The organism is Paracoccus sp. ME4 (genome assembly GCF_046736325.1).
Lineage (GTDB): Bacteria > Pseudomonadota > Alphaproteobacteria > Rhodobacterales > Rhodobacteraceae > Paracoccus.
This window is the reverse complement of sequence record NZ_CP151276.1, coordinates 1,184,680-1,210,439: the sequence shown is the minus strand read 5'-3', so window position 1 is coordinate 1,210,439 and position 25,760 is coordinate 1,184,680. Positions and strand designations below refer to the sequence as shown.

The 25,760-nt window shown below is 70.9% G+C and carries 22 protein-coding genes and 2 riboswitches; of the genes, 12 read left to right on the top strand and 10 right to left on the bottom strand.

Translation table 11 applies throughout. The features are described 5' to 3' along the window. Nucleotides 1-101 precede the first annotated feature (101 nt). The 11 genes from AACG61_RS06170 (at nt 102) to AACG61_RS06120 (ending at nt 12,729) form a co-directional block, all read left to right on the top strand. The gene (locus tag AACG61_RS06170; protein WP_411839122.1) at nt 102-290 is read left to right on the top strand and encodes a hypothetical protein; all 189 of its coding nucleotides are present in this window, start codon (nt 102-104) and stop codon (nt 288-290) included. Continuing rightward, a complete protein-coding gene (locus tag AACG61_RS06165; RefSeq protein WP_411839121.1) occupies nt 283-1,749 on the top strand; it encodes a hypothetical protein in 1,467 nt (488 codons plus the stop codon). The genes AACG61_RS06170 and AACG61_RS06165 overlap by 8 nt, the downstream gene beginning before the upstream one ends. Further along, the gene (locus AACG61_RS06160; protein ID WP_411839120.1) at nt 1,746-2,711 is read left to right on the top strand and encodes a site-specific tyrosine recombinase XerD; all 966 of its coding nucleotides are present in this window, start codon (nt 1,746-1,748) and stop codon (nt 2,709-2,711) included. The genes AACG61_RS06165 and AACG61_RS06160 overlap by 4 nt, the downstream gene beginning before the upstream one ends. Before the next feature lie 9 nt (nt 2,712-2,720). Continuing rightward, nucleotides 2,721-4,043 carry an HlyC/CorC family transporter gene (locus tag AACG61_RS06155; RefSeq protein WP_411839119.1) on the top strand — a complete coding sequence of 441 codons (1,323 nt, stop codon included), beginning with the start codon at nt 2,721-2,723 and terminating at the stop codon, nt 4,041-4,043. Nucleotides 4,044-4,116: 73 nt separating this feature from the next. After that, nucleotides 4,117-6,135, top strand: coding sequence for a transketolase (gene tkt, locus AACG61_RS06150; protein WP_411839118.1), 2,019 nt, complete (start codon nt 4,117-4,119; stop codon nt 6,133-6,135). Between the two features lie 34 nt (nt 6,136-6,169). After that, nucleotides 6,170-7,114, top strand: coding sequence for a DMT family transporter (locus AACG61_RS06145; RefSeq protein WP_411839117.1), 945 nt, complete (start codon nt 6,170-6,172; stop codon nt 7,112-7,114). Next, on the top strand, nt 7,090-7,959 hold the full coding sequence (locus AACG61_RS06140; RefSeq protein ID WP_411839116.1) for a lysophospholipid acyltransferase family protein: 870 nt from the start codon (nt 7,090-7,092) through the stop codon (nt 7,957-7,959). The genes AACG61_RS06145 and AACG61_RS06140 overlap by 25 nt, the downstream gene beginning before the upstream one ends. A 37-nt stretch (nt 7,960-7,996) precedes the next feature. Continuing rightward, nucleotides 7,997-8,196, top strand: a riboswitch (cobalamin riboswitch). Between the two features lie 126 nt (nt 8,197-8,322). Then, on the top strand, nt 8,323-10,203 hold the full coding sequence (locus AACG61_RS06135) for a TonB-dependent receptor plug domain-containing protein (RefSeq protein WP_411839115.1): 1,881 nt from the start codon (nt 8,323-8,325) through the stop codon (nt 10,201-10,203). Further along, nucleotides 10,200-11,003 carry an ABC transporter substrate-binding protein gene (locus AACG61_RS06130; RefSeq protein WP_411839114.1) on the top strand — a complete coding sequence of 268 codons (804 nt, stop codon included), beginning with the start codon at nt 10,200-10,202 and terminating at the stop codon, nt 11,001-11,003. The genes AACG61_RS06135 and AACG61_RS06130 overlap by 4 nt, the downstream gene beginning before the upstream one ends. Then, entirely contained in the window at nt 11,000-11,983 is a 984-nt protein-coding gene (locus tag AACG61_RS06125) for a FecCD family ABC transporter permease (protein WP_411839113.1), read from the top strand. Before AACG61_RS06130 ends, AACG61_RS06125 begins: the two co-directional genes overlap by 4 nt. Further along, nucleotides 11,980-12,729 carry an ABC transporter ATP-binding protein gene (locus AACG61_RS06120; protein WP_411839112.1) on the top strand — a complete coding sequence of 250 codons (750 nt, stop codon included), beginning with the start codon at nt 11,980-11,982 and terminating at the stop codon, nt 12,727-12,729. Before AACG61_RS06125 ends, AACG61_RS06120 begins: the two co-directional genes overlap by 4 nt. On the opposite strand, the gene nrdF is transcribed toward AACG61_RS06120, so the two are convergent. The 4 genes from nrdF to nrdH all read right to left on the bottom strand — a co-directional run bounded on the left by nrdF (nt 12,726) and on the right by nrdH (nt 16,530). After that, the gene (gene nrdF / locus AACG61_RS06115) at nt 12,726-13,694 is read right to left on the bottom strand and encodes a class 1b ribonucleoside-diphosphate reductase subunit beta (protein ID WP_411839111.1); all 969 of its coding nucleotides are present in this window, start codon (nt 13,692-13,694) and stop codon (nt 12,726-12,728) included. The genes AACG61_RS06120 and nrdF overlap by 4 nt on opposite strands. Before the next feature lie 73 nt (nt 13,695-13,767). After that, entirely contained in the window at nt 13,768-15,891 is a 2,124-nt protein-coding gene (gene nrdE, locus AACG61_RS06110) for a class 1b ribonucleoside-diphosphate reductase subunit alpha (protein WP_411839110.1), read from the bottom strand. After that, nucleotides 15,876-16,289 carry a class Ib ribonucleoside-diphosphate reductase assembly flavoprotein NrdI gene (nrdI, locus tag AACG61_RS06105; protein WP_411839109.1) on the bottom strand — a complete coding sequence of 138 codons (414 nt, stop codon included), beginning with the start codon at nt 16,287-16,289 and terminating at the stop codon, nt 15,876-15,878. Before nrdI ends, nrdE begins: the two co-directional genes overlap by 16 nt. 19 nt (nt 16,290-16,308) lie before the next feature. Continuing rightward, complete coding sequence (gene nrdH / locus AACG61_RS06100) at nt 16,309-16,530, bottom strand: glutaredoxin-like protein NrdH (protein WP_411839108.1); 222 nt, start codon at nt 16,528-16,530, stop codon at nt 16,309-16,311. Nucleotides 16,531-16,649: 119 nt separating this feature from the next. Continuing rightward, nucleotides 16,650-16,807: riboswitch (cobalamin riboswitch) on the bottom strand. Nucleotides 16,808-17,173: 366 nt separating this feature from the next. Here nrdH and radC point away from each other — a divergent pair. Next, on the top strand, nt 17,174-17,914 hold the full coding sequence (gene radC, locus AACG61_RS06095) for a RadC family protein (protein ID WP_411839470.1): 741 nt from the start codon (nt 17,174-17,176) through the stop codon (nt 17,912-17,914). Between the two features lie 4 nt (nt 17,915-17,918). Here the strand turns inward: radC and AACG61_RS06090 are convergent, their stop codons facing one another. Genes AACG61_RS06090 through kdpF form a run of 6 tightly spaced genes read right to left on the bottom strand, consistent with a single transcriptional unit; the run spans nt 17,919 to nt 25,741 of the window. Beyond that, nucleotides 17,919-18,608, bottom strand: coding sequence for a response regulator (locus AACG61_RS06090; RefSeq protein ID WP_411839107.1), 690 nt, complete (start codon nt 18,606-18,608; stop codon nt 17,919-17,921). Further along, nucleotides 18,605-21,280, bottom strand: a complete 2,676-nt coding sequence (locus tag AACG61_RS06085) for an ATP-binding protein (protein WP_411839106.1) — start codon at nt 21,278-21,280, stop codon at nt 18,605-18,607. The genes AACG61_RS06090 and AACG61_RS06085 overlap by 4 nt, the downstream gene beginning before the upstream one ends. Before the next feature lie 3 nt (nt 21,281-21,283). Further along, a complete protein-coding gene (gene kdpC / locus AACG61_RS06080; protein WP_411839105.1) occupies nt 21,284-21,874 on the bottom strand; it encodes a potassium-transporting ATPase subunit KdpC in 591 nt (196 codons plus the stop codon). 10 nt (nt 21,875-21,884) lie between these two features. After that, nucleotides 21,885-23,924, bottom strand: a complete 2,040-nt coding sequence (gene kdpB, locus AACG61_RS06075) for a potassium-transporting ATPase subunit KdpB (RefSeq protein WP_411839104.1) — start codon at nt 23,922-23,924, stop codon at nt 21,885-21,887. Nucleotides 23,925-23,937: 13 nt separating this feature from the next. Beyond that, nucleotides 23,938-25,641 (bottom strand): potassium-transporting ATPase subunit KdpA, encoded by a 1,704-nt coding sequence (kdpA, locus tag AACG61_RS06070; RefSeq protein ID WP_411839103.1) that lies wholly within the window; start codon nt 25,639-25,641, stop codon nt 23,938-23,940. 13 nt (nt 25,642-25,654) lie between these two features. Then, nucleotides 25,655-25,741, bottom strand: coding sequence for a K(+)-transporting ATPase subunit F (gene kdpF / locus AACG61_RS06065; RefSeq protein WP_411839469.1), 87 nt, complete (start codon nt 25,739-25,741; stop codon nt 25,655-25,657). Nucleotides 25,742-25,760: the final 19 nt, after the last annotated feature.

Sequence of the window (25,760 nt, the reverse complement as noted above, 5' to 3'; positions counted from 1 at the left end):
TGAATGACGTGATCTTTCGGAAATTGCCATATATATTCGCCTTGGGCCGGCTTCAGACCGGCCATGACACAACAAGACACGGTCGAGCAAAGGCGAATCGAATGCGGATGTTGAAACTGCTGGTGGTGCTGATTCTGGCGGGGCTGATCGGCCTGGCGGGCTATGCCTATTTCGGCGACATGGCCCCCAACCGCCGCGAGGTGCGCACGCCGCTGCAGATGGACGCGCCCGCAGCCGACACAGCGACCCCCGCTCCCGCCGCGGAACCGACCGAGGCCTCGGGTGGCTGACAGCGGCCCCTGGGCGGCGCTGGCCGTGACGCTGGCGCTGCTGGCGGGTCCGGCCGCCGCGCAGCAGCAGCCCCTGTCGGCCAGCGACTGGCTGTCGGGCAGCGTGCGCGGGCCGGTGCGCGAAAGCTCGGCCTGGCGGCCGGGCGACGCGCCCCCGCCCCGCCCCGACGCCCGGCCCCAGCCCGTCGCCACCAGCGGCGCGGTGGGTCCCGTGCAGGTCAGCCGCCTGGACGAGGGCGATCCCGACCATACCGGCATCCAGAGCCCGCGCCGCGCCGGCCTGCCGGCCGATCTGTGGTCCGGCAGCGATCCGGCGGTGCTGGCGCCGATGGTGCTGGCCACGCCCGCGCGCCTGGAGGCGATGCAGGCGCTGCTGCGCCGGGTGCTGACCGCGCAGCTGGCCCCGCCCACCGGCGGGCAGGGCGCGCGCGGCCAGCTGTTCCTGGCCCGCGCCGACCGCCTTCTGGACATGGGCGCGCTGGACGAGGCGCAGGCCCTGCTGGTCGCCGCCGGTCCCGGCCAGCCCGAGATCTTTCGCCGCATGTTCGACATCGCCTTGCTGGAGGGCGACGAGGGTCGCGCCTGCGCGATCATGAACGGCACGCCCGGCATCGCGCCCAGCTTTGCGGCGCGGATCTTCTGCCTGGCGCAGACCGGGGACTGGGCCGCGGCCGCCGTCAGCCTGCACGGCGCCGAGACCCTGGGCCTGATCGACGAACGCCAGGCCGTGCTGATGACGCATTTCCTGGACGACGCCTTCGTGGACGGGACCGAGCTGCTGGAGCCAGCCGAACGCCTCAGCCCGCTGGAATTCCGCATCCACGAGGCCGTGGGCCAGCCCCTGCCCACGCTGACGCTGCCGGTAGCCTTCGCGCAATCGGACCTGCGGCTGAACAGCGGGTTCAAGGCCCGGCTGGAGGCCGCGGAACGGCTGGCGCGTACCGGAGCCCTGCCCGCAGCGACGCTGCGCCAAGTCTATGGCGAACAGCGCCCCGCCGCATCGGGCGGCGTGTGGGAGCGGGCGGGGGTCATGCGCACGCTGGAGGCCGCGCTGGCGGGGGGCGACCTGACCCAGGCCCTGCCCCGCGCCTTCGACGAGTTCCGCGCCGCCGGCATGGCCGATCTCTTGGCCGCGATGGTCGCGGCCGACATGCCCGCCGCGATCCCCGACCCCGAGGCCGGCCGCGTGGCCGAGCTGCTGCGCGCCTGGTCCGGCCTTGCCGATGCGACCGTGCCCGCCCCCGACCCCGCGATGGAGGCCCCCGTCCCCCCCGTGCCCGAGACCCGGCGGGGCGAGGCGCTGCTGACCGCCATGGCCGACATCGACGCCGCGATCGAGGGCGACCTGGCGCGCGCGGGCCGCGGCATCGCGATGCTGCGCGCCCTGGGCCTGGACCGCGACGCCGACCGCGCGCAGGCGCAGGTCGTCCTGCTGCCGCAGATGACGGCCCCGCAATGAGCGCCGATCACAACGCGATCAGCGCCTTTCTGGACGCCCAGGCCGCGGAATCGGGGGCGGCGCGCAACACGCTGCTGGCTTACGGGCGCGATCTGCGCGACATGTCGGACTGGCTGGCGCGGCGGGCGCTGACGCTGGCCGCACTGACCCGCCCGCTGGTCGAGGATTACCTGGCCCATTGCGACGCGCAGGGCCTGTCGCGGGCGACCCGCGCGCGACGACTGTCCTCGATCCGGCAGTTCACGCGATTCGCGCTAGAGGAGGGCTGGCGCGGCGACGATCCGGCCATCCGCATCGCGGGACCGGGCCGGGCCAAGCGCATCCCCCGCACGCTGTCGCGCGAGGAGATCCAGGGCCTTCTGGACGCGGCCCCCGCCATCGGGCGCAACCCGGCCGACCGGGCGCGCAACCTGTGCCTGATCGAGCTGCTCTATGCCACCGGCATGCGCGTCTCGGAACTGGTCGAGCTGCCGGTCGCAGGCTGCCGGGGCGATCCGGCGGTGCTGGTCATCCGCGGCAAGGGCAACAAGGACCGCATGGTCCCCCTGGGCGGTCCGGCGCGGCGGGCGCTGCGCGACTGGCTGGCGCTGCGCGACGCCGCCCCCGAGGGCAGCCTCCTGGCGCGGCTGCTGGCAGGCAAGGGCGGTCGGTGGCTGTTCCCCGCGCCGGGGGCTGCGGGGCACCTGCCGCGGCAGGGCGTCTCACGGCTTCTGGGCCAGATGGCGGTCGCGGCGGGGATCGATCCGACCCGCGTCACGCCGCATGTCATCCGCCACGCCTTCGCCACCCACCTCCTGGAGGGGGGCGCCGATCTGCGCAGCATCCAGATGCTGCTGGGTCATGCCGATCTGGGCACCACCGAAATCTATACCCATGTGCTGAACCATCGCATGCGCGAGCTGGTTCTGAACCATCATCCCCTGGCGCGTCCCCATCCGCCCGTGCCAGCCTCCTCAACCTGACGGGACTACATGACCGACATCCTCTCCGCCCTCGATTTCGCGGCCCTCGTGACCATCGGCGCGATCCTGGTCTGCCTGCTGCTGTCGGCCTTCTTCTCGGGGTCGGAAACCGCCCTGACCGCCTCCAGCAAGGCCAAGCTGCGCGCCCGCGCGGACCGCGGCGACAGCGGGGCCGCAGCCGCCGTCCGTGTCACCGCCGACAGCGAGAAGCTGATCGGCGCGATCCTTCTGGGCAACAACGTGGTGAACATCCTGGCCGCCAGCCTAGCCACCGCGCTGTTCACCCGCCTGCTGGGCAGCGGCGGCGTCGCCATCGCCACGCTGGTGATGACGGTGCTGGTGCTGATCTTCTCCGAGGTCATGCCCAAGACCTATGCGATCTCGGCCCCCGAGAAGGTCGCAAGCCTGGTCGCGCGGCCCATCCGCCTGCTGACCGTGGTGCTGGCCCCCATCGTGACCGTGGTGCGGCTGATCGTGGGAGGCATGCTGTCGCTGGCCGGGCTGAAGACCGACCCGGACAAGCACATGTTCTCGCTGGAGGAGGAGATCGAGGGCGCGCTCTCGATCGGCCACGCCCAGGGCGCGGTGAACAAGGAGGACCGCGACCGCCTGCTGGGCGCGCTGGATCTGGGCAACCGCACCGTCGAGGAGATCATGCGCCACCGATCCGAGGTGCAGATGATCGACGGCGACCTGCCCCCGGCCAAGATCCTAGAGCAGGTCCTGGCCAGCCCCCATACCCGCCTGCCCGTCTATCGCGACGAGCGCGAGAACATCATCGGCGTGATTCACGCCAAGGACCTGCTGCGCGCCGTGAACCGCGCCGTGCGCGAGGCGGGCGATGCCGGGGCCGCGCGCCATTTCGATCTGGCCGCGGTGATGATGCCGCCCTATTTCGTCCCCGAGACCAGCGCCCTGGACGAGCAGATGCGCGAATTCCTGAAGCGGCGGACGCATTTCGCGCTGGTCGTGGACGAATACGGGTCCTTGCGCGGCCTGATCACGCTGGAGGACATCATCGAGGAGATCGTCGGAGAGATCGCCGACGAGCATGACACCGAAGAGGATCAGACGCTGAAGCCCAACCCCCAGGGCGACTATCTGGTCGAGGGCGGCATGACCATCCGCGACCTGAACCGCCAGCTGGACTGGGACCTGCCCGACGACGAGGCCAACACCATCGCGGGCCTGGTGATCCACATGGCGCAGTCGATCCCGGAACAGGGTCAGGTGTTCAGCTTTGCGGGATACCGCTTCGAGGTCGTCACGCGGCGCGAGAACCGCATCACCCGCCTGCGCATCCGCCCCCTGGCGCCCGCAGCCCTGCCCTGAGGCGCGGCGGCTTGCAACCGCCTTTGCCTCGGCCTAACAACGCGCCAACCCCAAGCGCTGCAAGGAATCCCCCATGGACATCGCCGCCCGTCGCACCGCCGACCCCGCCCACTGGAACCTGGCCAGCGCGATCCGCGTGCTGTCCATGGACGCGGTCGAGGCCGCCAATTCCGGCCATCCCGGCATGCCGATGGGCATGGCGGACGTGGCGACCGTGCTGTTCCGCAACCACCTGAAGTTCGACGCCAGCGCGCCGCACTGGTTCGACCGGGACCGGTTCATCCTGTCGGCGGGCCACGGCTCCATGCTGATCTACAGCCTGCTGCACCTGACCGGCTATGAGCAGATGACGCTGGAGCAGGTCCGCAACTTCCGCCAGCTGGGCGCGATCACCGCGGGCCATCCGGAATACGGCCATGTCGAGGGGGTCGAGACCACCACCGGCCCCCTGGGCCAGGGCATCGCCACCGCCGTGGGCTTCGCCATCGCCGAGGAGGCGATGCGGGCCGAGTTCGGGGCCGATCTGTGCGACCACCGCACCTGGGTCATCGCCGGCGACGGCTGCCTGATGGAGGGGATCAGCCACGAGGCCATAGCCCTGGCCGGGCACCAGAAGCTGGGCCGGCTGATCGTGCTGTGGGACAACAACGACATCACCATCGACGGCCGCGTCAGCCTGTCGGACGCGACCGACCAGCATGCGCGCTTTGCCGCCGCGGGCTGGCGCGTGCTGTCCTGCGACGGCCATGACGCCGCCGACATCGACCGCGCCCTGACCCTGGCCGCGCAAGATGACGGCCGCCCGACCCTGGTCGACTGCAAGACGATCATCGGCTTCGGCGCGCCGAACAAGGCCGACAGCAGCAAGGCCCACGGCTCGCCCCTGGGCAAGGATGAGATCGCCGCGACCCGCGCCGCCTATGGCTGGAGCCACGAGCCCTTCGTGATCCCCGAAGACATCCGCGCCGAATGGCACGCCATCGGCCAGCGCGGCGCGACCGCCCGCGCCGCCTGGAACGACCGCGTGGACGGGCTGGACGACGCGGCCCGTAACGATTTCGCGCGCCGCATCGGATCGGAGGCCAACCCGCGCCTGAACGCGATCATCGACGCCTTCAAGGTCCAGACGCTGGAGGCCAAGCCCAAGGTCGCCACCCGCAAGGCCTCCGAGAACGTGCTGGAGGTTCTGAATGCCGAGATGCCGGAGAACTTCGGCGGATCGGCCGACCTGACCGGGTCGAACAACACCAAGACCGGCGGCCAAGGCATCTTCGACGCGGGCAACCGCATGGGCCGCTATCTGCATTACGGCATCCGCGAACACGGCATGGCGGCGGCGATGAACGGCATCTGGCTGCATGGCGGCTTCCGCCCCTATGGCGGGACGTTCCTGACCTTCACCGACTATGCGCGCGGCGCGATGCGCCTGTCGGCGCTGATGGGCCTGCCGGTCGTCTATGTGATGACCCATGACAGCATCGGCCTGGGCGAGGACGGCCCGACCCACCAGCCGGTCGAGCATCTGGCGATCTGCCGCGCCACGCCCAACACGCTGACCTTCCGCCCCTGCGACCAGATCGAGACCGCCGAGGCCTGGGAGATCGCGCTGTCGCAGGATGCGACGCCCTCGGTCCTGGCCCTGTCGCGCCAGAACCTGCCGCTGCTGCGCGAGGACGTGGCCGAGAACCGCACCGCCAAGGGCGCCTATGTCCTGCGCGAGGGGTCGGCCGCGCCCAAGGTCGTGCTGATGGCCACCGGATCAGAGGTCGAGATCGCCGTCGCCGCCCGCGACGCGCTGGAGGCCAAGGGCATTCCGACCCGCGTCGTCTCGGTCCCGTCGATGGAGCTGTTCCGCGACCAAGACAAGGCCTATCGCGCCGAGGTCCTGCCCGCGAACACCGTCCGCATCGCCATCGAGGCCGCCGTGCGCCAGCCCTGGGACTGGCTGCTGCTGGGCGAGCGCGGGCAGGAGGAGCGCTCGGTCTTCGTCGGCATGGAGGGCTTCGGTGCCTCGGGTCCCGCGCCCGAGCTCTATGCCGAGTTCGGCATCACGGTCGAGGCGGTCGTGGAACGCGCGAAAGCGCTTCTGTGACGGCCGCCGCGCCCCTGGCCCGACCGGCCCGCTGATGCGCGTCCTGGCGCGCGGCTTCGCGCTGATGGGTCGCGAACGGGACGGGTTGCGCCGTCCCGGTTCGGACCAGGCGCGCGGCATCGCCCTGCTGCTGGCCGCGATCCTGGGCTTCACGCTGATGGACGCGACGGCCAAGCACCTGACCCAGACCTATCACCCGGCGCAGGTGGTCTGGGCGCGCTTCGTGGGCAACCTGCTGATCTTCGCGCTTATCTTTCGCGGCGCGATGCTGCCCTTGCTGCGCACGCGCCAGCCGGGGACGCAGCTTGCGCGCGCGATCATGCAGCTGGGCTCGGTGGGGCTGTTCTTCACATCGCTGCAATATATCGGCCTGGCCGAGGCGACCGCGATCATGGACCTGAACCCGGTCCTGATCACGCTTGGCGGTGCGCTGTTTCTGGGCGAACGCGTCGGGCCGCGCCGCATGGCGGGCATCGCGGCCGCGCTGGTCGGCGCGCTGCTGATCATCCGGCCCGGCATGGGGGTGTTCCAGCCCGCGGCGCTTCTGCCGCTGGCGGGGGCCTTCACCTATGCGGCGGGCGCGCTGCTGACGCGCATCGTGCGCGCGGATTCGGTGGCGACCTCGGTCCTGTGGTCGGCGGTGGTGGGCAGCATCGCCTCGTCCCTCGTGGTGCCGCTGTTCTGGCAGCCGATCGCCGCGGGCGATCTGTGGGCCTTTGCGGCGCTGGCGCTGTTCGGCACCGCCAGCCAGTATCTGCTGGTCAAGGCCTTCAGCGCGGCCGAGGCCGGCGCCCTGGCCCCCTTCGGCTATACCGGGCTGATCTGGGCGGGGCTGTGGGGCTGGCTGTTCTTCGGCCAGCTGCCGGACGGCTGGACCATCGCGGGGGCGGCGATTATCGTGGCGGCCGGACTGTACGTCTGGTCCCGCGAGGCCCGCGCCGCCAGGGAGGCACCATGCGCGACGACCGAACCACGCTGAGCGACCGGCTGGCCAACGGCGCCTTCCTGGCGATCATGGGGCTGGCGCGGATGCTGCCCTATCACCGCCGCATCCCGGCGATGGGCTGGGTCTTCGCGCATCTGATCGCCCCGGTGGCGGGCTGGCGGCGGCGCATCCGCGACAACCTGGCCCTGGCGCGCCCAGACCTCCCCCCGGCCGAGATCGAGGCGCTGGTCCGCGCGGTGCCCGACAATGCCGGCCGGTCCCTGGCCGAGATCTATTCGGGCGACGAGTTCACCGACCGCATCCGCCGCGCCGATCCGCTGGAGGGGCCGGGCCTGGCCGCGCTGGAGGCGGCCTTCGACAGCCATCGCCCGGTGATCCTGGCCTGCGCGCATTTCGGCAATTACGACGCCATGCGCGCGGCGCTGTCGGCGCGCGGTTGGCCGGTCGGCGCGCTCTATCGCCCGATGAACAACGAGGCGTTCAACCGCCATTACGTCCCCGCCATCACCGCCATCGCGGAACCCCTGTTCCCGCGCGGCCGGTCGGGTCTGGCCGCGATGCTGCGGTTCCTCAAGGGCGGTGGCTGGCTGGCCCTGGGCTTCGACCAGTTCGACCGCGAGGGGGCCGAGCTGCGCTTCTTCGACCTGCCCACGCGGACCGTGCTGACGCCCGCGGACCTGGCCCGCCGCTATGACGCGCTGCTGGTGCCGGTCGCGGGCATCCGCCAGCCGGACGGGCTCTCCTTCCGCGTCCATGTCGGCAGCCCCATCGCCCATGACGACGCCCGCGCGATGATGCAGGCGCTGAACGACGATCTGGAACAGCAGGTCCGGCGCCACATGGACCAGTGGTTCTGGGTCCACCGCCGCTGGAAGTGAGCGGGCCTTGACGCTTGACAGCGCGGCACCCCATGCGTCACAAGGACGCCGCCACGGTTCCGGCTTGCCGGATTGAAAGGGAATTCCGGTGCGCCCGCCCGCGGGTCAGGCCGGGGCTGCCCCCGCAACTGTAAGCGGAGAGCGCGGGCCGATCATGCCACTGGAGCCTGCTCCGGGAAGGCCGGCCCAAGCATCGACCCGCAAGCCAGGAGACCTGCCGCGGTCCTCACCCATTTCCGGCGCGGGGCGTGCCAGGAAAGCGGCCGTTCCGCAGCGGTGACACTCACCGCCCCGTTGCCGCGATGCGACCGGGCAGAACTGCGTGTCGCAGGCCCCCGCGCCTGCCTTCGAAAGGCCCGACCGATGCGTCGCCCCCTGTCCCTGCTGGCGTTCGCCGCCGCCCTGCCCGCCATCGCCGCCACGGCGCAGGAACCCATCTTGCTGGACGAGATCGTGCTGTCGGCGGGCCTGACACCCCTGCCCGCGGACGCCTATGCCCGCGCCTTCAGCACCGTCACCGCCGATGAGATCCGCGACCGCGGCATCACCACCGTCCAGGACGCGCTGCGCGCCCTGCCGGGTCTGTCGGTCAACACCTCGGGCGCGGGCCTGACGCAGGTTCGCATCCGCGGCGCGGAGGCGAACCAGACCCTGATCCTGATCGACGGGGTCGAGGCGGTCGGCGGCGCGGACGAGTATTTCCTGTCGGGTCTGGACACCGACAACATCGAGCGGATCGAAGTACTGCGCGGCCCGCAATCGGTCTTCTACGGATCGAACGCCTCGGCAGGCGTCGTCAACATCATCACCCGCCGCGCGCCGCAGGGCCGCAGCTACGGGGCCACGGTCGAGGTGGGCAATGGCGGCGCGGCCAGCCTCAGCGCCGGGCATCGCGGCGAACGCGGCGGCGTGCAGGTGATCCTGTCGACGCGCGACGACCTGGGCTATGACCTGTCGGGCAGTGGCGGCGACAAGGACGGGCTGCGCCGCAAGACGCTGAGCGTGACCGGCGATCTGGCCGCGACCGAGGATCTGCGCCTCGGCCTGACCCTGCGCCGCAGCGCCGAACGCATCCGGCAGGACGATGCCGATTCCGGCGCCGCCCGCCCCGAGGATTACATCGTCGATTCGGACATGATCCGCGACCGCGACGAGCTGCAGGCCGGGCTCTGGGCCGAATACGGCGCCGCCGACGCGCGGCTGACGCATCGGCTGGACTGGCAGCAGAGCGTGCTGCGGGAGACCCAGGACGCCGACCCCGAGCAGCGCGGCGAGACCGGCAAGCTGAAGTATCGCGCCAGCCTGGGCCTGGATGGCGCCGCGTCCGAGGCGCGCCACCTGCTGAACCTGCTGGCCGAACATCAGCGCGACGAGAACACCACCGCCCCCGGCCAGTCGCGCGAGATGAGCTCGGTCGCGCTGGAATTCCGCGCCTTCCTGGAGGGCGGGGTCAGCCTTCAGGCCGGGCTGCGCCATGACGCGAACCGGGTCTTCGACGATTTCAACAGCTGGAACGTGGCGCTGGACTGGCAGATCCCCGACCGGCCCTTCCGGCTGCATGCTTCGGCGGGGACCGGGCTGGTGAACCCGTCCTTCTTCGAGCTTTACGCCGATCAGAGCTTCGGCAGCATCGCCTATCGCGGCAATCCGGACCTGCGCCCGGAGCGCAACCGCGGCTTCGACATCGGCGTCGAGGCGCAGCTGCCCGGCGGGCGCGGCAGCATCGACGTCACCTATTTCAACGAGACCTTCCAGGACGAGATCGACATCGTCGCCCTGCCCAGCCAAGGCCCGTCGCTGCTGTTCACCTATGCCAACCAGGCCGGGGACAGCCCGCGCGAGGGGGTCGAGGTCACTGCCCGGATCAACGCGTCCGACCGGCTGAGCCTGTCGGGCAGCTATACCTATCTGGACGCGAAGAACCCCGACGGCTCGGCCGAGGTCCGTCGCCCCCGGCACGAGGCGGGCCTTTCCGCGACGCTGGCCATCCTGGACGGGCGCGGCACGATCAGCGGCGATCTGCGCCATGTCTCGGGCAATGTGGACACGCGGTTCTTCGGCGATTTCGGCACCGGGACCCTGCCCGCTTTCACGGTGGCGAACCTGGCCGCGGGCTATGACGTGACGCCGAACGTGCGGGCGGTCGCGCGGATCAGCAACCTCTTCGACACGGATTACTCCGAGAGCTGGGGCTATCCCGCGCAGGGCCGCACGGCCACGGTCGGGCTGCAGGCGCGCTGGTGATCCGCGCGTCGGCCCTTCTCCTGGCGCTGGCGCTGCCGGCGGGGGCCGCGTCGCCCGAACGGGTCGTGTCGATCAACCTGTGCACCGATCAGCTGGCCATGCTGGTGGCCGCGCCGGGGCAGCTGGTCTCGGTCAGCTGGCTGGCGCGCGACCCGGCGCTCTCGGCCATGCCCGAGGAGGCACGCGCCCTGCCCGCCAATCACGGCCTGGCCGAGGACATCCTGCGGCTGCGCCCCGACCTGGTCCTGGCCGGGGCCTGGAGCGACCCGACCACGTTGGCCATGCTGGAGAGGCTGGGCCTCCGGGTCGAGACCTTCGGCGCCGACGCCGACATGGCGGGCATCCGCGCCGACCTGCTGCGCATGGGCGACCTCCTGGGCCGGGCGGACCACGCCCGCGAACTGGCCGCGGCCTTCGACGCGCGGCTGGCCGCGGTGCCCCCGCCCGACGGGCCGCCCCCGCGCGCGGCGCTCTATGCCACCGACGGCTACAGCGCCGGTCGCGGCAGCCTCTCGGACGCGATCCTGGCGGCGGCGGGGCTGGCCAACATCGCCGCCGATCTGGGCCGGCCCGATGGCGGCTTCGTCCCGCTGGAGCGGCTGGTCCTGTCACGCCCCGACATGCTGGTCACCGACCGCGCCGGACCCGACCCCGCCCGCGCCGAGGAGGTGCTGCGCCATCCCGCCCTGACCGCCCTGCGCGCCCGCACCCCCGCCACAGCCCATCTGGACGCGCGCTGGAGCTGCGCCACCCCGCATGTGGCCGACGCCGTGGCCGATCTTGCGGCGGCGCGCCCATGAGGGTGCTGTGGCCCGCACTGGCGGCCGTGGTGGCCGCACTGTTCCTGGCCTCTCTGCTGGTCGGTCCGGTGCCGCTGGCGCCGGGCACCGCGCTGGCGGCGCTGGCCGGACGCGGCGATCCGCTTCTGGTGCTGGTCATGCAGGAGCTGCGCCTGCCCCGCGCGATCCTGGGCGCGGCGGTGGGTGCCTCCCTGGGGCTGGCCGGGGCCGCGATGCAGGGCTATCTGCGCAACCCCCTGGCCGAGCCGGGGCTGATCGGCACGTCGGGCACGGCAGCGCTCGGCGCGGTCCTGGCCATCCAGACGGGGCTGGCCGCGGCGGTCCCGCTGGCGCTGCCGCTGTCGGCGCTGGCGGGGGCCACGCTGTCGGTCGCGCTGGTCCTGACGCTGGCCGGACCGCATGGCGGGGCGCTGGCGGTGATCCTGGCGGGCATCGCGATCTCCGCGCTGGCGGGGGCGGCGACGGCGCTGGTGCTGAACCTGGCCCCCAATCCCTTCGCCGCGAACGAGATCATCTTCTGGATGATGGGCTCGCTGGCCGACCGCTCCATGCTGCACGTCCAGATCGCGCTGCCGGTGATGGCGGCGGGGGCGCTGATCCTGGCCCGCACCGGACCGGCGCTGCGCGCGCTGAGCCTGGGCGAGGATGCGGCCGCCAGCCTGGGCGTGTCCCTGCGCGCGCTGCGGCTGCGGCTGGCCTTGGGCACTTCGGCGCTGGTGGGGGCCGCGACGGCGGTGGCGGGCACGGTGGGCTTCGTCGGGCTGGTCGTGCCGCATCTGCTGCGCCGGGCGGTGGGCGGCGATCCCGCGCGCCTTCTGCCCGCATCGGCCCTGGGCGGCGCGGCGATGGTGCTGGCCGCCGACATCGCGGTGCGGGTGATCGTGCCGGAACGTGACCTGAAGCTGGGGGTGCTGACCGCGCTGATCGGCGCGCCCTTCTTCCTGCGGCTGATCCTGCGGCTGCGACGCGAGGCGCCATGACCCTGATGCAGATCCGTGGCCTGTCGCTGTCGCGCGGCGGCACGCCCATCCTGCGCGACATCGACCTGACGGTGACCGCCGGAGAGATGGTGGGCCTGATCGGCCCGAACGGCGCGGGCAAGACGACGCTCCTGCGCGCGGCGATGGGGCTGCTGCCGGCGCGGGGCCATGCCTCGCTGGCGGCGCTGGCCCCCGCCGCCCGCGCGCGCCACGCGGCCTTTCTGCCGCAATCGCGCGAGATCGCCTGGCCCATGAGCGTGCGCGCGGTGGTGGGGCTGGGCCGCATCCCCCATCCCGGCACGTCCGGTCCCCGCGACCGCGCGGCGATCGAGGCTGCCTTGGCGGCGCTGGCGCTGAGCGATCTGGCGGATCGCTGCGCCGCGACCCTGTCGGGCGGCCAGCAGGCCCGCGTGCTGATCGCCCGCGCGCTGGCGCAGGACGCGCCCCTGCTGATCGCGGACGAACCCACGGCGGGGCTGGACCCGGCGGCGGCGATCCGGGTGATGGCGCTGATGGCAAGGCTGGCGGCCGAGGGGCGCGGGGTCGTCGCCTCGCTGCACGATCTGGGCCTGGCCGCGCGGCACTGCACGCGGCTGGTGGTGCTGGACGGCGGCCGGATCGTCGCGGACGGCCCGCCGCTTCAGGTGCTGACGCCCGACCTTCTGGCGGACGTCTTCGGGATCACCGCGCATCTGGCGACCGGACCCGACGGCCCGGTCTTCCAGCCGCTGACGGCGCGCCCCTAGAAGTCCCAGTCTTCGTCCTGCGTGGCGACCGTCTTGCCGATCACATAGGACGATCCCGACCCCGAGAAGAAGTCGTGATTCTCGCTGTCGGGCGACAGGGCGGCCAGAATCGCGGGGTTCACCTCGCAGGCGGCGGCGGGGAACAGCGCCTCATAGCCCAGGTTCTGCAGCGCCTTGTTGGCGTTGTAATGCAGGAAGGCCTTCACGTCCTCGGTCAGGCCGATCCCGTCATACAGCTCCTCGGCATAGCGCGCCTCGATCTCGTAGAGGTCGAACATCAGCGCAAAGGCGAACTCCTTCAGGGCCGCGCGCTCGTCCTCCGACACCCGCTCCAGCCCGCGCTGGAACTTGTAGCCGACGTAATAGCCATGCACCGCCTCGTCGCGGATGATCAGGCGGATCAGGTCCGCGGTGTTGGTCAGCTTGGCGCGCGAGGACCAGTACATCGGCAGGTAGAACCCGGAATAGAACAGGAAGCTCTCCAGGAAGACCGAGGCGATCTTGCGGCGCAGCGGATCGGCCCCCGCCTTGTATTCGTCCAGGATCAGCCGGGCCTTCTGCTGCAGATGCGGGTTCTCCTCGGACCAGCGGAAGGCGTCGTCCACCTCGGCCGTCGAACACAGCGTCGAGAAGATCGACGAATAGGACCGCGCATGCACCGCCTCCATGAAGGCGATGTTGGACAGCACCGCCTCCTCATGGGGGGTGATCGCATCGCCCATCAGCGACGGCGCGCCCAGGCCGCTCTGGATCGTGTCCAGCATGGTCAGCCCGGTGAAGACCCGGATGGTCAACTCACGCTCGGCCGGGCGCAGCGTGGCCCAGCTGGGCACGTCGTTGGACAGCGGCACCTTCTCGGGCAGCCAGAAATTCGCCGTCAGCCGGTTCCAGACCTCCAGGTCCTTCTCGTCCTCCAGCCGGTTCCAGTTGATCGCGCGCGCCGCGCCCGTCACCATGTCACGCATCGCCCAAACCCTTCTTCTTCATTCAAATATCCCACGGGGGTCCGGGGGTGTGAAACCCCCGGTCCGACGCCCGTCACAGCGAACAGGACACGCAGCCCTGCACCTCGGTCCCCTCCAGCGCGGTCTGCCGCAGCCGGATGTAGTAGATCGTCTTGATCCCCGACTTCCACGCCTTGATCTGGGCGCGGTTGATGTCGCGGGTGGTGGCCTCCGCCGGGAAGAAAAGCGTCAGGGACAGGCCCTGGTCCACATGCTCGGTCGCGGCGGCATAGACGTCGATGATCGCGTCCGGCCCGATCTCGTAGGCGTCGCGATAATATTCCAGGTTGTCGTTCGACATGAACGGCGCCGGGTAATAGACGCGGCCGATCTTGCCCTCCTTGCGGATCTCGATCTTCGAGACGATCGGATGGATCGAGCTGGTCGAGTTGTTGATGTAGCTGATCGACCCGGTCGGCGGCACCGCCTGGAGGTTGCGGTTGTAGAGGCCGTCGCGCATCACGGCCTCCTTCAGCGCGGCCCAATCGGCGCGGGTCGGCAGGTCGATCCCCTCGAACAGGCGCGCGACATCGGCCCGCTCGGGCAGCCAGTCGCGGTCCAGATACTTGTCGAAGAAGGTCCCGTCGGCATAGCGCGACCGCTCGAACCCGTCGAAGGTCGTGCCCCGCTCGCGCGCCAGCGCGTTCGACGCGCGGATCGCGTGATAGGCCACGGCCGCGAAATAGACCGAAGTGAACTCGACCGCCTCGGGGCTGTCGTAATGCACCCGCTCGCGTGCGAGGAAGCCGTGCAGGTTCATCTGCCCCAGGCCCACCGCATGGGCCAGGTCGTTGCCGCGCCGCACCGAGGGCACCGCGTCGATGGCCGACATCTCGCTGACGGCGGTCAGGGCGCGGATCGCGGTCTCGACCGTGGCGCCGAAATCGGGGCCGTCCATCGTCTGCGCGATGTTCAGCGAGCCGAGGTTGCACGAGATGTCCGTGCCCATCCGCGCATAGCCCAGATCCTCGTTGAACTCCGAAGGCTCGGCCACCTGCAGGATCTCCGAGCACAGGTTCGACATGGTGATGCGCCCCGCGATGGGGTTGGCGCGGTTCACCGTGTCCTCGAACATGATGTAGGGATAGCCGCTCTCGAACTGGATCTCGGCCAGGGTCTGGAAGAAGGCCCGCGCGTTGATCTTGCGCTTGCGGATGCGCTTGTCCTCGACCATCTCGGCATATTTCTCCGAGACCGAGATCTCGGAGAAGGCCATGCCGTAGACCTTCTCGACGTCATGCGGCGAGAACAGGTACATGTCCTCGTTGCGCTTGGCCAATTCGAAGGTGATGTCGGGGATCACGACGCCCAGGGACAGCGTCTTGATGCGGATCTTCTCGTCCGCGTTCTCGCGCTTGGTGTCCAGGAAGCGCAGGATGTCGGGGTGATGCGCGTTCAGATAGACCGCGCCCGCGCCCTGCCGCGCGCCCAGCTGGTTGGCATAGCTGAAGCTGTCCTCCAGCAGTTTCATCACCGGGATGACGCCCGAGGACTGGTTCTCGATCCCCTTGATGGGGGCGCCGGCCTCGCGGATGTTGGTCAGCATCAGGGCCACGCCCCCGCCGCGCTTGGACAGCTGCAGCGAGGAGTTGATGGCCCGGCCGATCGACTCCATATTGTCCTCGATGCGCAGCAGGAAGCAGCTGATCAGCTCGCCGCGCTGCGCCTTGCCCGCGTTCAGGAAGGTGGGCGTCGCGGGCTGGAAGCGGCCAGACAGCATCTCCTCCATGAAGCGCATGGCCTGGTCGCGGTCGCCGCGCGCCAGCGTCAGCGCGACCATGACCACCCGGTCCTCGTAGCGCTCCAGATAGCGCTGACCGTCGCGGGTCTTCAGGGTATAGCTGGTGTAATACTTAAACGCGCCCAGGAAGGTCGGGAAGCGGAACTTGGCCTTGAAGGCCGCGGCCCAGATCGCGTGCAGGAAGTCCCGCGGATACTGCGCCAGGACCTCGCCCTCGTAATAGCCCTCGTCCACCAGGTAATCCAGCTTCTCGTCCAGGCTGTGGAAGAAGACGGTGTTCTGGTTCACATGGGTCAGGAAATACTGACGCGCGGCCATGCGGTCCGCGTCGAAGCGGATCCTGCCTTCCGCGTCATAGAGGTTCAGCATCGCGTTCAGCGCATGATAGTCGAGGTCGGGCTTCACGGCGTCAAGCATGGCTCTCTCCAGAATTGGTCCAGCCCGTCGCGGATGCGGGCGATGTCGGTGTCGGTCCCGGCCAGCTCGAACCGGGCCAGGACGGGAATGGCGCATTTCTGCGCGATGATGTGGGCGGCCAGGGCATAGGTCGCGCCGAAATTGCGGTTGCCTGCGCCGATCACGCCGCGGATCAGCGCGCGGCGGTCGGGGTCGTTCAGGAACGCGATCACCTGCTTGGGGACCGCGCCCCGGCCCTCGCCGTCGGAATAGGTCGGACAGATCAGCACGAAGGGGCGCGCGGGGCGCGGCACCTCCTGGCCCGTCCGGATCGGGATGCGCAGCGCAGGCAGGGCCAGCCGCTCGACGAAGCGGGCCGTATTGCCCGACCCCGAGGAGAAATAGACCAGCCGCTCCACCGCGCCACGCTCCGCAAGGTCAGGACAGGCGGCCGATCATGTCGGGACGGAAGCCCGCCCAGTGATCGTCGCCCGCCACGACGACCGGCGCCTGGCGATAGCCCAGGGCGGTGACGCGGGCCATGGCCTCGTCGTCCTGGGTCAGGTCGATCACGTCATAGTCCAGCCCCCGCGCGTCCAAGGCGCGGGTCGTGGCGGTGCACTGCACGCAGGCGGGTTTGGAGTAGACGGTGATGGTCATGCGCATGGGTCCGTGTGCTGGGGGCGGTCCTGCCCCGGGTCGTCCTGTGAAAGGCGGCGGGCACGGAATGGCACGGGCGACCGCCCGAAGACCACGCCGCCGGGCCCGCCGCCCGGTGTCGTCGTTGTCGTGCCTCAGGCAGGTCTCCTGGCTCGCGGCGCGGAGTCTCCGCGCCGCCCACAGTTGCGGGGGCAGCACCGGCCTGACCCGTCGGGCGCACCGGTTTCCCTTTTCACCCCCGACCCGAGTCGCAGGCACCTTGGCTACCCGATATAGACGCCGGCAGGCTGCCGGTGTCAACATCTTGCGGTCGGGGGTCGGCCGTTTGTCGCAGTCGGGGGATGCGGGACAGGGTCCTGTGGCGTTAACCGACGGTTTACCTTCTTGGCGCAAGATGCGGGCCGGACAGGCGGAATCGCCGGAAGGCAGGGGCAGGATGACCGTGGACGGCGGCAGGAATGGAACGGCAGGGATGACCGAAGAACGGCGGAATGGCAAGCAGGTCGCGGAGCCCTGGCCCGAGGCGTCGGGCGCCCGGCCTTCGGGCTTTTCCGAGGAGGCGCTGAAGGGTCTGGCCGAGCTGGAGGCCCGCAGCGCGCCCCCCGACGTCGAGACCAGCCCCGCCTATGTCCGGCCCTTCCGCATGACCGAGCGGCTGCGGCCCGATGTCGCGGCCGGGGGCGGGTTGCTGCGCGATTCGTCGGGGGGCGCGCGGCCGCATTACTGGGGCCACCGCGAACGGCTGCGCACCCGCTTCCTGGAGGGCGGCCACGCGCCCATGCCGGAATACGAGCTGCTGGAGCTGCTGCTGTTCAACGCCATCCCCAAGATCGACGTCAAACCGCTGGCCAAGCGGCTGCTGGCAGAGTTCGGCGACCTGAACGGCGTCATCGCCGCCTCCGAGCATCGCATCCTGCAGGTCGAGGGCGCCGACCGGTGGGTCTATCTGCAGCTGCGCGTGGTCGATGCCTTCGCGCAGCGCATGGCACAGGCCCGCGTGATGCAGCGCGAGGTGCTGTCCTCCTGGGACGCGCTGATCGCCTATTGCCGCACCTGCATGGCCCATCGCGAGACCGAGCAGTTCCGCGTCCTGTTCCTGGACCGCAAGAACGTGATGATCGCCGACGAGGCCCTGGGCCACGGCACGGTCGGCCATGTCCCCGTCTACCCGCGCGAGGTCGCCAAGCGCGCGCTGGAGCTGAACGCCAGCGCCGTGATCCTGGTCCACAACCACCCCTCGGGCGACCCGACCCCCAGCTCCGAGGATATCGCCATGACCGCCCGCGTGCTGTCGGCCTGCGCGGCGATCGACGTGACGGTGCATGACCATGTCATCATCGGCAAGGAGGAGGAGACCTCGTTCCGCGCCGAAGGGCTGCTCTAGCGCGTCAGGCGGTGGCGAAGCGGTAGCCGACCCCGGCCTCGGTGAAGATGTAGCGCGGATTGCCCGCGTCGTCGCCGATCTTGGCGCGCAGCTGGCGGATGAAGACGCGCAGATACTGGCTGTCCTCCAGATGCGCCGGCCCCCAGACATGGCTGAGCGCCATGGCCTGCGTGACCAGCCGCCCGGCATTGGAGGCCAGAAGCCACAGCAGGTCGAACTCCTTGCGCGTCAGGTGGATCGCCGCGCCGTCCTTGGTCACCATCCGCCCCGCCGCGTCGATCACCAGATCGGCGATCCGCAGCGCCGCGCCCTGCGGCTCGGACGCGCCCCGGTCGCGCAGAAGTCCGCGCAGGCGCGCCAGAAGCTCTCCGATGCCAAAGGGTTTGGTGACGTAATCCTGCGCGCCCGCGTCCAGAAGCGCCACCTTGTCCGCCTCGCCTGCGCGCACCGACAGCACCAGGACCGGCACTTGCGTCCAGTCGCGCAGCCGCAGCAGCACCTCGCGCCCGTCCATGTCGGGCAGGCCCAGGTCCAGGATCACCGCCTCGGGCGTGGTCAGGGCGCAGGCCTCGATGCCGGCGCGGCCTGTGGCGGCCTCGGTGACGTGATGGCCCTCCGCCTCCAGCGCGACGCGCAGGAAGCGCCGGATCGGCGCCTCGTCGTCGATGATCAGGATACGCGCGGAGAGGGTCACAGCGGCGCCTCGGGATTGGCCAGCGGCAGGGTCAGGGTGATGCGGGTGCCGCGCCCGTCGGGCCGGGCGGGCTGGGCGGCGATCCGCCCGCCATGAGCCTCGACGATGCCGCGGGCGATGGCAAGGCCCAGCCCGGTGCCCGCGCGCTGCCCGTCGCCCTGATCGACGCGATAGAACATGTCGAAGACGCGCGCCCGCGCCTCCTCGGGAATGCCCGGCCCCTCGTCGGCCACCCACAGCAGCGCGTCGGGCCCCTGCACGCGCGCGCCCACCTGGATGCGGCTGGCCTCGGGGGCGTATTTGGCGGCATTGTCCAGAAGGTTCATCACCACCTGCTCGATCAGCAGCGGATCGGCCAGGACCGGCGGCAGTCCGGCGGGCACCGCGACCTCGACCGCATGGCCGCGCAGCGCGCCGCGCAGGCGGTGGCGCGCGCTGCCCGCGATCTCGCGCAGGTCGGCGGCGATGCGCTTGGGCACCAGCGCGCCGTGGCCGAGCCGCGTCATGTCCAGCAGGTTCTGGATGTAGCGGTCCAGCCGCTCGCCCTCGTCGCGGATCGTCTCGGCCAGCTCGGTCCGCGCGACGGCGGGCAGGCTCAGCCCAGGATCGGCCAGCGACGAGGCCGCCCCGATGATCGAGACCAGCGGCGTGCGCAGGTCATGGCTGACCGAGGACAGCAGCGCCGCGCGCAGCCGCTCGGCCTCGGAGGAGACCAGCGCGCGTTCCAGGTCGCCCTGCAGGGCGATGCGCTCCAGCGCGACGCCGGTCTGGTCGGACATCGCCTCCAGCAGGCGTCGGTCCATCGGGCCAGGCGCGCGCCCGTCGGGCAGCGCGACGCCCAGCACGGCCACGCGCCGGTCCGGCGCCCCCACCGGAAGGAACAGCCAGCGGCTGGCGGGCAGCGTGCCCGAGCCGCGCCCCGCCTCCTCGCCCCGCGTCCAGGCATAGTCCGCGGCCGAGGCGTCGCGCAGCTCCAGCGTCTCGCCCGGGGGTTCTGCGGCCTCGACGGCCAGCCGCCCGGTCGCGTCGGGGCGCATCAGCACCGTCCGCCCGCCCGAAGCCGCCGCCACATGGGTCGCGGCCGCATGCAGCACCTCGACCGTCGATCCCGCCCCGGCGACCTGGCGGGCGAAATCATAGAGCAGGTTCGTGCGCATCGCGATGTCGCGCTGCGCCAGCGCCCGGTCGCGCAGCCGCGCCGCCAGGTTCCCGGTCAGCCCGGAGGCGATCAGGAACAGCAGCAGCGTCATGATCTGGTCCTGATGGATCACGAACAGCGTGTTGCGCGGATGGGTGAAGAAGAAGTTGTAGATCAGGAAGCTGACGCAGGACGCATAGAGCGACGGCCACAGCCCCTGGCGGACCGCGACCAGGATCACCCCGGTCATGAAGATCAGCGACAGCGACGGGATCGGAAAGATCCGGTCCGCCGCCAGGGCCAGCAGGCTGGCACCGGCGACGGTCAGCGTGGCCTTGGCATAGGCGCGCGGGTCGCGGTCCACCGACCAGGTGCGCACCGCGGGCGGCGTGCGGCCCTTGCGCGGGTCCGAGACCATCGTGACCTCGAAGTCGCGCCCGGCCTCGGTCACGGCATGCGCGACGTTCTCGCGCCCGATGCGGCGCCACCAGGGGCGCGGACGCGCGCGGCCCAGCAGGATGCGGCTGACGTTGCGGCGGCGGGCATAGTCCAGGATCTCGTCGGCGACGGGACCGGCGGCGGTTAGCGTCGCCACCTCGGCGCCAAGTCGTTCGGCCAGGCGCAGGGCCTGGGCCAGCGCCTCGGTATCGGCCTCGGGCAGGCGGTCGGCATGGGCCGAGGTCACCGTCACTGCGACCCATTCGACCCGCGCCCGGTCCGCCATCCGCTTGGCCGTGCGCACCAGCGTGCGCGCCACCGGGCTGGCGGTCAGCGCGACCAGCACGCGCTCCTGCGCGGGCCACGGCCCGCCGATGGCGTTGGCGCGCATGTGCTCCTGCAGCTGCGCGTCCACGCGGTCGGCGGCGGCGCGCATGGCCAGCTCGCGCAGCGCCGTCAGGTTGCCGCGCGAGAAGAAGTTCTGCACCGCCCGCGCGATCTGGTCCTGGACATAGACCTTGCCCGCGCGCAGCCGCTCGATCAGCTCCTCGGTGGGCAGGTCGATCAGCTCGACCTCGTCGGCGCGGTCCAGGACGGCGTCGGGCACCGTCTCGCGCACGCGGACGCCGGAAATCCGCGCGACCCGGTCGTTCAGCGTCTCCAGATGCTGGACGTTCAGCGTTGTCAGCACGTCGATGCCCGCGGCCAGGACCTCCTCCACGTCCTGCCAGCGCTTGTCGTGGCGCGATCCGGGGATGTTGGAATGGGCCAGCTCGTCGATCAGGGCCAGCTGCGGGCGGCGCTCCAAGAGCGCGTCCAGGTCCATCTCGTGCAGGATGCGCTCGCGATAGAAATGCGCCCGCTTGGGCAGCAGCTCCAGGCCGGCCAGCAGGGCCTCGGTCTCGGCGCGGCCATGGGTCTCGACGACGGCGGCGACCACGTCCACGCCTTCGGCCGCGCGTCGCCGCGCGGCCTCCAGCATGGCATAGGTCTTGCCGACCCCCGGCGCCGCGCCCAGAAAGATCTTCAGCCGCCCGCGCCCCTCGCGTTCGGCCTGGGCCAGAAGGGCATCGGGTTCGGGACGCAGTTCGGTCATGGATCAGCCTTCGCTTTGGGTCCCAGTGGGGGCCTGCGGAAAGGCCGCGTCAAGAGCCAGATTGACGGCCAGCACGTTCACGCGCGGCTCGCCGAAAATGCCCAGCCAGCGCGGCTCGATCTGGGTCTCGATCAGGGCCGCGACCTCGGCGGCGGGCACGCCCCGCGCGGCGGCGATGCGCGCGGCCTGGGCCTGCGCGTTCTGGGGCGAGACATGCGGGTCCAGACCGCTGCCCGAGGCGGTGACGGCATCCACCGGCACGCTGGCAGCCCCGGTCGAGGCGACATAGTCCACCGCCCGCGCGGTCTGATCGGCGATCAGCGCCGCGCTGTTCGGCCCGAGGTTCGAAGCCCCCGCCGCCGCCGCATCGTAGTCCACCGCCGAGGGGCGCGGCTGCAGGTATCCCGGCGCGGCAAAGGCCTGCCCCACCAGCGCCGAGCCGATGACCTGCCCGTCGCGGACGATCAGGCTGGCATTGGCCTGTTCCGGCATCAGCGTCTGGCCCAGCCCGGTCAGGGCCAGCGGATAGGCCAGCCCCGTCAGCACGGTCATCAGCCCAAGCGTCGCCAGGGCGGGTCGGATATGGTCGATCATGGCTGTCTCCTCAGGCCAGGCCCAGGGCGGTCACGGCCATGTCGATGACCTTGATGCCCAGGAAGGGAACGATCAGGCCGCCCAGGCCATAGATCGTCAGGTTGCGCCGCAGCAGGGCCGCCGCGCTGGAGGGCGCGTATTTCACCCCCCGCAGCGCCAGCGGGATCAGCGCCAGGATCACCAGCGCGTTGAAGATCACCGCCGACAGGATCGCGCTCTGCGCGCTTTCCAGGCCCATCACGTTCAGCACGGCCAGGCCGGGATAGGCGGCGATGAACAGCGCGGGCAGGATGGCGAAGTATTTCGCCACGTCGTTGGCGATGCTGAAGGTGGTCAGCGCGCCGCGGCTGATCAGCAGCTGCTTGCCCACCAGCACGACCTCGATCAGCTTGGTCGGGTCGCTGTCCAGGTCGATCAGGTTCGCGGCCTCCTTGGCGGCCGAGGTGCCCGAGTTCATCGCCACGCCCACATCGGCCTGGGCCAGCGCCGGCGCGTCGTTCGAGCCGTCGCCGCACATGGCGACCAGCTGGCCCTTGGCCTGTTCGGCGCGGATCAGCTCCAGCTTGTTCTCGGGCGTGGCCTCGGCCAGGAAGTCGTCCACGCCCGCCTCGGCCGCGATGGCGGCGGCGGTCAGGGGGTTGTCGCCGGTGATCATCACCGTGCGGATGCCCATGGCGCGCAGTTCCGCGAAACGCTCGCGCACGCCGGGCTTGATGATGTCCTTCAGATGCACCGCGCCCATGATGCGGGTGCCTTGCGACACCAGCAGCGGCGTCCCGCCCGACCGCGCGATCTGGTCCACCGACGCGGCCAGCGCGCCGTCCATCGCCGCCCCGGTATGGCGCAGGATCGCATCGACCGACCCCTTGCGCAGCTGGGTGCCGTCGGTCAGGTCGGCGCCCGACAGGCGGGTCTGGGCCGAGAACGCGATGGCCTCGGCCGTGTCGGCCAAGGGCGCGTCGGCGCCGGGCTGGCGGCGGGCCAGCTCGACCAGGGACTTGCCCTCGGGCGTGTCGTCGGCGCGGCTGGCGGCCAGGGCGGCGCGGGCCAGATCGGCGGGCGAGATGCCCTGCGCCGGGATCAGCGCGTCGGCCATGCGGTTGCCGAAGGTGATCGTGCCGGTCTTGTCCAGAAGCAGCACGTCCACGTCGCCCGCGGCCTCGACCGCGCGGCCGGATTTGGCGACCACATTGGCGCGGGCCAGGCGGTCCATGCCCGCGATGCCGATGGCCGACAGAAGCCCGCCGATGGTCGTGGGGATCAGCGTCACGAAGAGCGCGGCCAGGAACACCACCGGGATCGAGATGCCGGAATAGCGCGCGAAGGGCTCCAGCGTGACCACCACGAAGAGGAAGATCAGCGTCAGACCGGCCAGCAGGATGTTCAGCGCGATCTCGTTCGGGGTCTTGCCGCGTTCGGCCCCCTCGACCAGCGCGATCATGCGGTCGAGGAAGCTGCGGCCGGGCTCGGCGGTGACGCGCAGCACCAGCCAGTCCGACACGATGCGCGTGCCGCCGGTGACCGAACTGAAATCGCCGCCGGATTCGCGTATCACCGGGGCGCTCTCGCCGGTGATCGCGCTCTCATCGACCGATGCCACGCCGCGCACCACCTCGGCATCGGCCGGGATGATGTCGCCCGCGCGGACCAGCACGATCTGGCCCTGTTTCAGGCTGGCGGAGGGCACCGTGGTCGCCGTCTCGGGCGCCGCGTCGGGGCCGGAGAGGACCTGCACCATGGTCTCGGACTTGGTCGCGCGCAGGCTGTCGGCGCGGGCGCGGCCGCGGCCTTCGGCCAGGGCCTCGGCGAAGTTCGAGATCAGCACCGCGGCCCACAGCCAGACCGCGATCTGCACCGCGACGCCCGCGCCGGGCACGCCCAGCACCAGGTCGCGCAGGCCCAGCACGCTGACCATCAGCGCCACCACGGCGGTGGCGAAGATGACCGGGTTCTTCAGCAGCAGCCGCGGCGCCAGCTTGGCCACCGCCTGCCGGGCGGCGGCGGGGGCCAGCGCGCCCATCGAGGGAACGGGAATCGAATGTTTCGACATTGCGAATGTGCCTTCAGAAGGTTTGCCCGCCCAGCATGGACACATGCTCGGCGATGGGACCCAGCACCAAGGCCGGGAAGAAGGTCAGCGCGCCCAGGACCAGCACGGTGATGACCAGCAGCAGGACGAACAGCGGACCATGCGTGGGGAAGGTCCCCGCCGTGGCCGGAACCGGCGACTTCATCGCCAGCGACCCGGCGACGGCCAGCATCGGCACGATGATCGCATAGCGGCCAAGCGCCATGGCGATGCCCTGCAGCGTGGTGTGGAACGGCGCCGCCGCCCCGAAGCCGCCGAAGGCCGAGCCGTTGTTGCCGGTGGCCGAGCTGTAGGCATAGAGGAGTTCCGACAGGCCGTGCGGCCCGCTTTCGTGCACGGCGGCCAGGCCCGCGGGGATCACCACGGAGAGCGCGCTGAAGACCAGGATGCCCAGGGGCATCGACAGGAAGGCCAGGACCGACAGGGTGACCTCGCGCCCCTCGATCTTCTTGCCCAGGTATTCCGGCGTGCGCCCGACCATCAGGCCGGCCAGGAACACCGCCAGCACGACATAGAGCAGCATCCCGTAGAGACCCGAGCCGACGCCGCCGAAGATCACCTCTCCGACCTGCATGTTCAGCATCATCACCAGGCCCGACAGCGGCATGAAGCTGTCATGCATCGCGTTGACCGAGCCGTTGGACGCGGCGGTCGTGGCCTCGGCCCAGAGCACCGACAGGGTGGCGCCGAAGCGGACCTCCTTGCCCTCCATGTTCGGGCCGGTGATGCCGGTGGCCTGCGCCAGGGCTTGGCTGCCCGCCTGTTCGGGCAGGTTCATCGCCAGAAGGCCCGCCACGAACAGCACGCCCATCGCCGCGAAGATCGCCCAGCCCTGACGCCGGTCGCCGACCATGCGCCCGAAGAGGAAGCAGAACGCGACCGGGATCAGCAGCAGATAGACCGTCTGGATCATGTTCGACAGGATGGTCGGGTTCTCCAGCGGATGGGCCGAGTTCACGCCGAAGAAGCCGCCGCCATTGGTGCCCAGCTGCTTGATGGCGATCTGCGCCGCGGCGGGACCCTGGGCGATCACCTGCTGCGCGCCCTCCAGCGTGGTGGCGCGGACATAGGCCGAGAGCGATTGCGGAACGCCCTGCCAGATCAGCACCACCGCCGCCACGACCGACAGCGGCAGCAGGACGTAGAGGACCGAGCGGACCATGTCGGTCCAGAAGTTGCCAAGCCGGCCGTCGCCCTTCGCGACGAAGCCGCGGATCACGGCCACGGCGACCGCCATACCGGTGGCGGCCGAGACGAAGTTCTGCACCGTCAGTCCGACCATCTGCGACAGGTAGCTGAGCTGCACCTCGCCGGAATAGGCCTGCCAGTTGGTGTTGGTGACGAAGCTGATCGCGGTGTTGAAGGCCAGGTCGGGCGACATGGCCGCGATGCCTTCGGGGTTCAGCGGCAGGACGCCCTGCAGGCGCAGCACCGCGTAAAGCGCGATGAAGCCCGCCAGGTTGAAGATCAGCACCGCGCCCGCATAGGCCAGCCAGCCCTGCGGATGACGCGCGGCGGGACCGGCCGCGCCCAGGATCAGCCGTTCGACCGGTGCGACGACGGCGCCCAGCCAGGGGCGCTGATCGGCATAGACGCGATGGAGATGCACAGCCAGCAGCCAGGCCAGCGCCGTGGTGACGGCCGCATAGGCCGCAAAGACGAGATATTCGGAGGACATGCGGATGGGTCCGTCAGAAGCGGTCGGGGCGCATCAGCGCCACCACCAGATAGCCGAGAAGGCCCGCCGCCACGGCCAGGCCCAGGACAAGGTCGAACATCGGGGCGCCTCAGATCCGG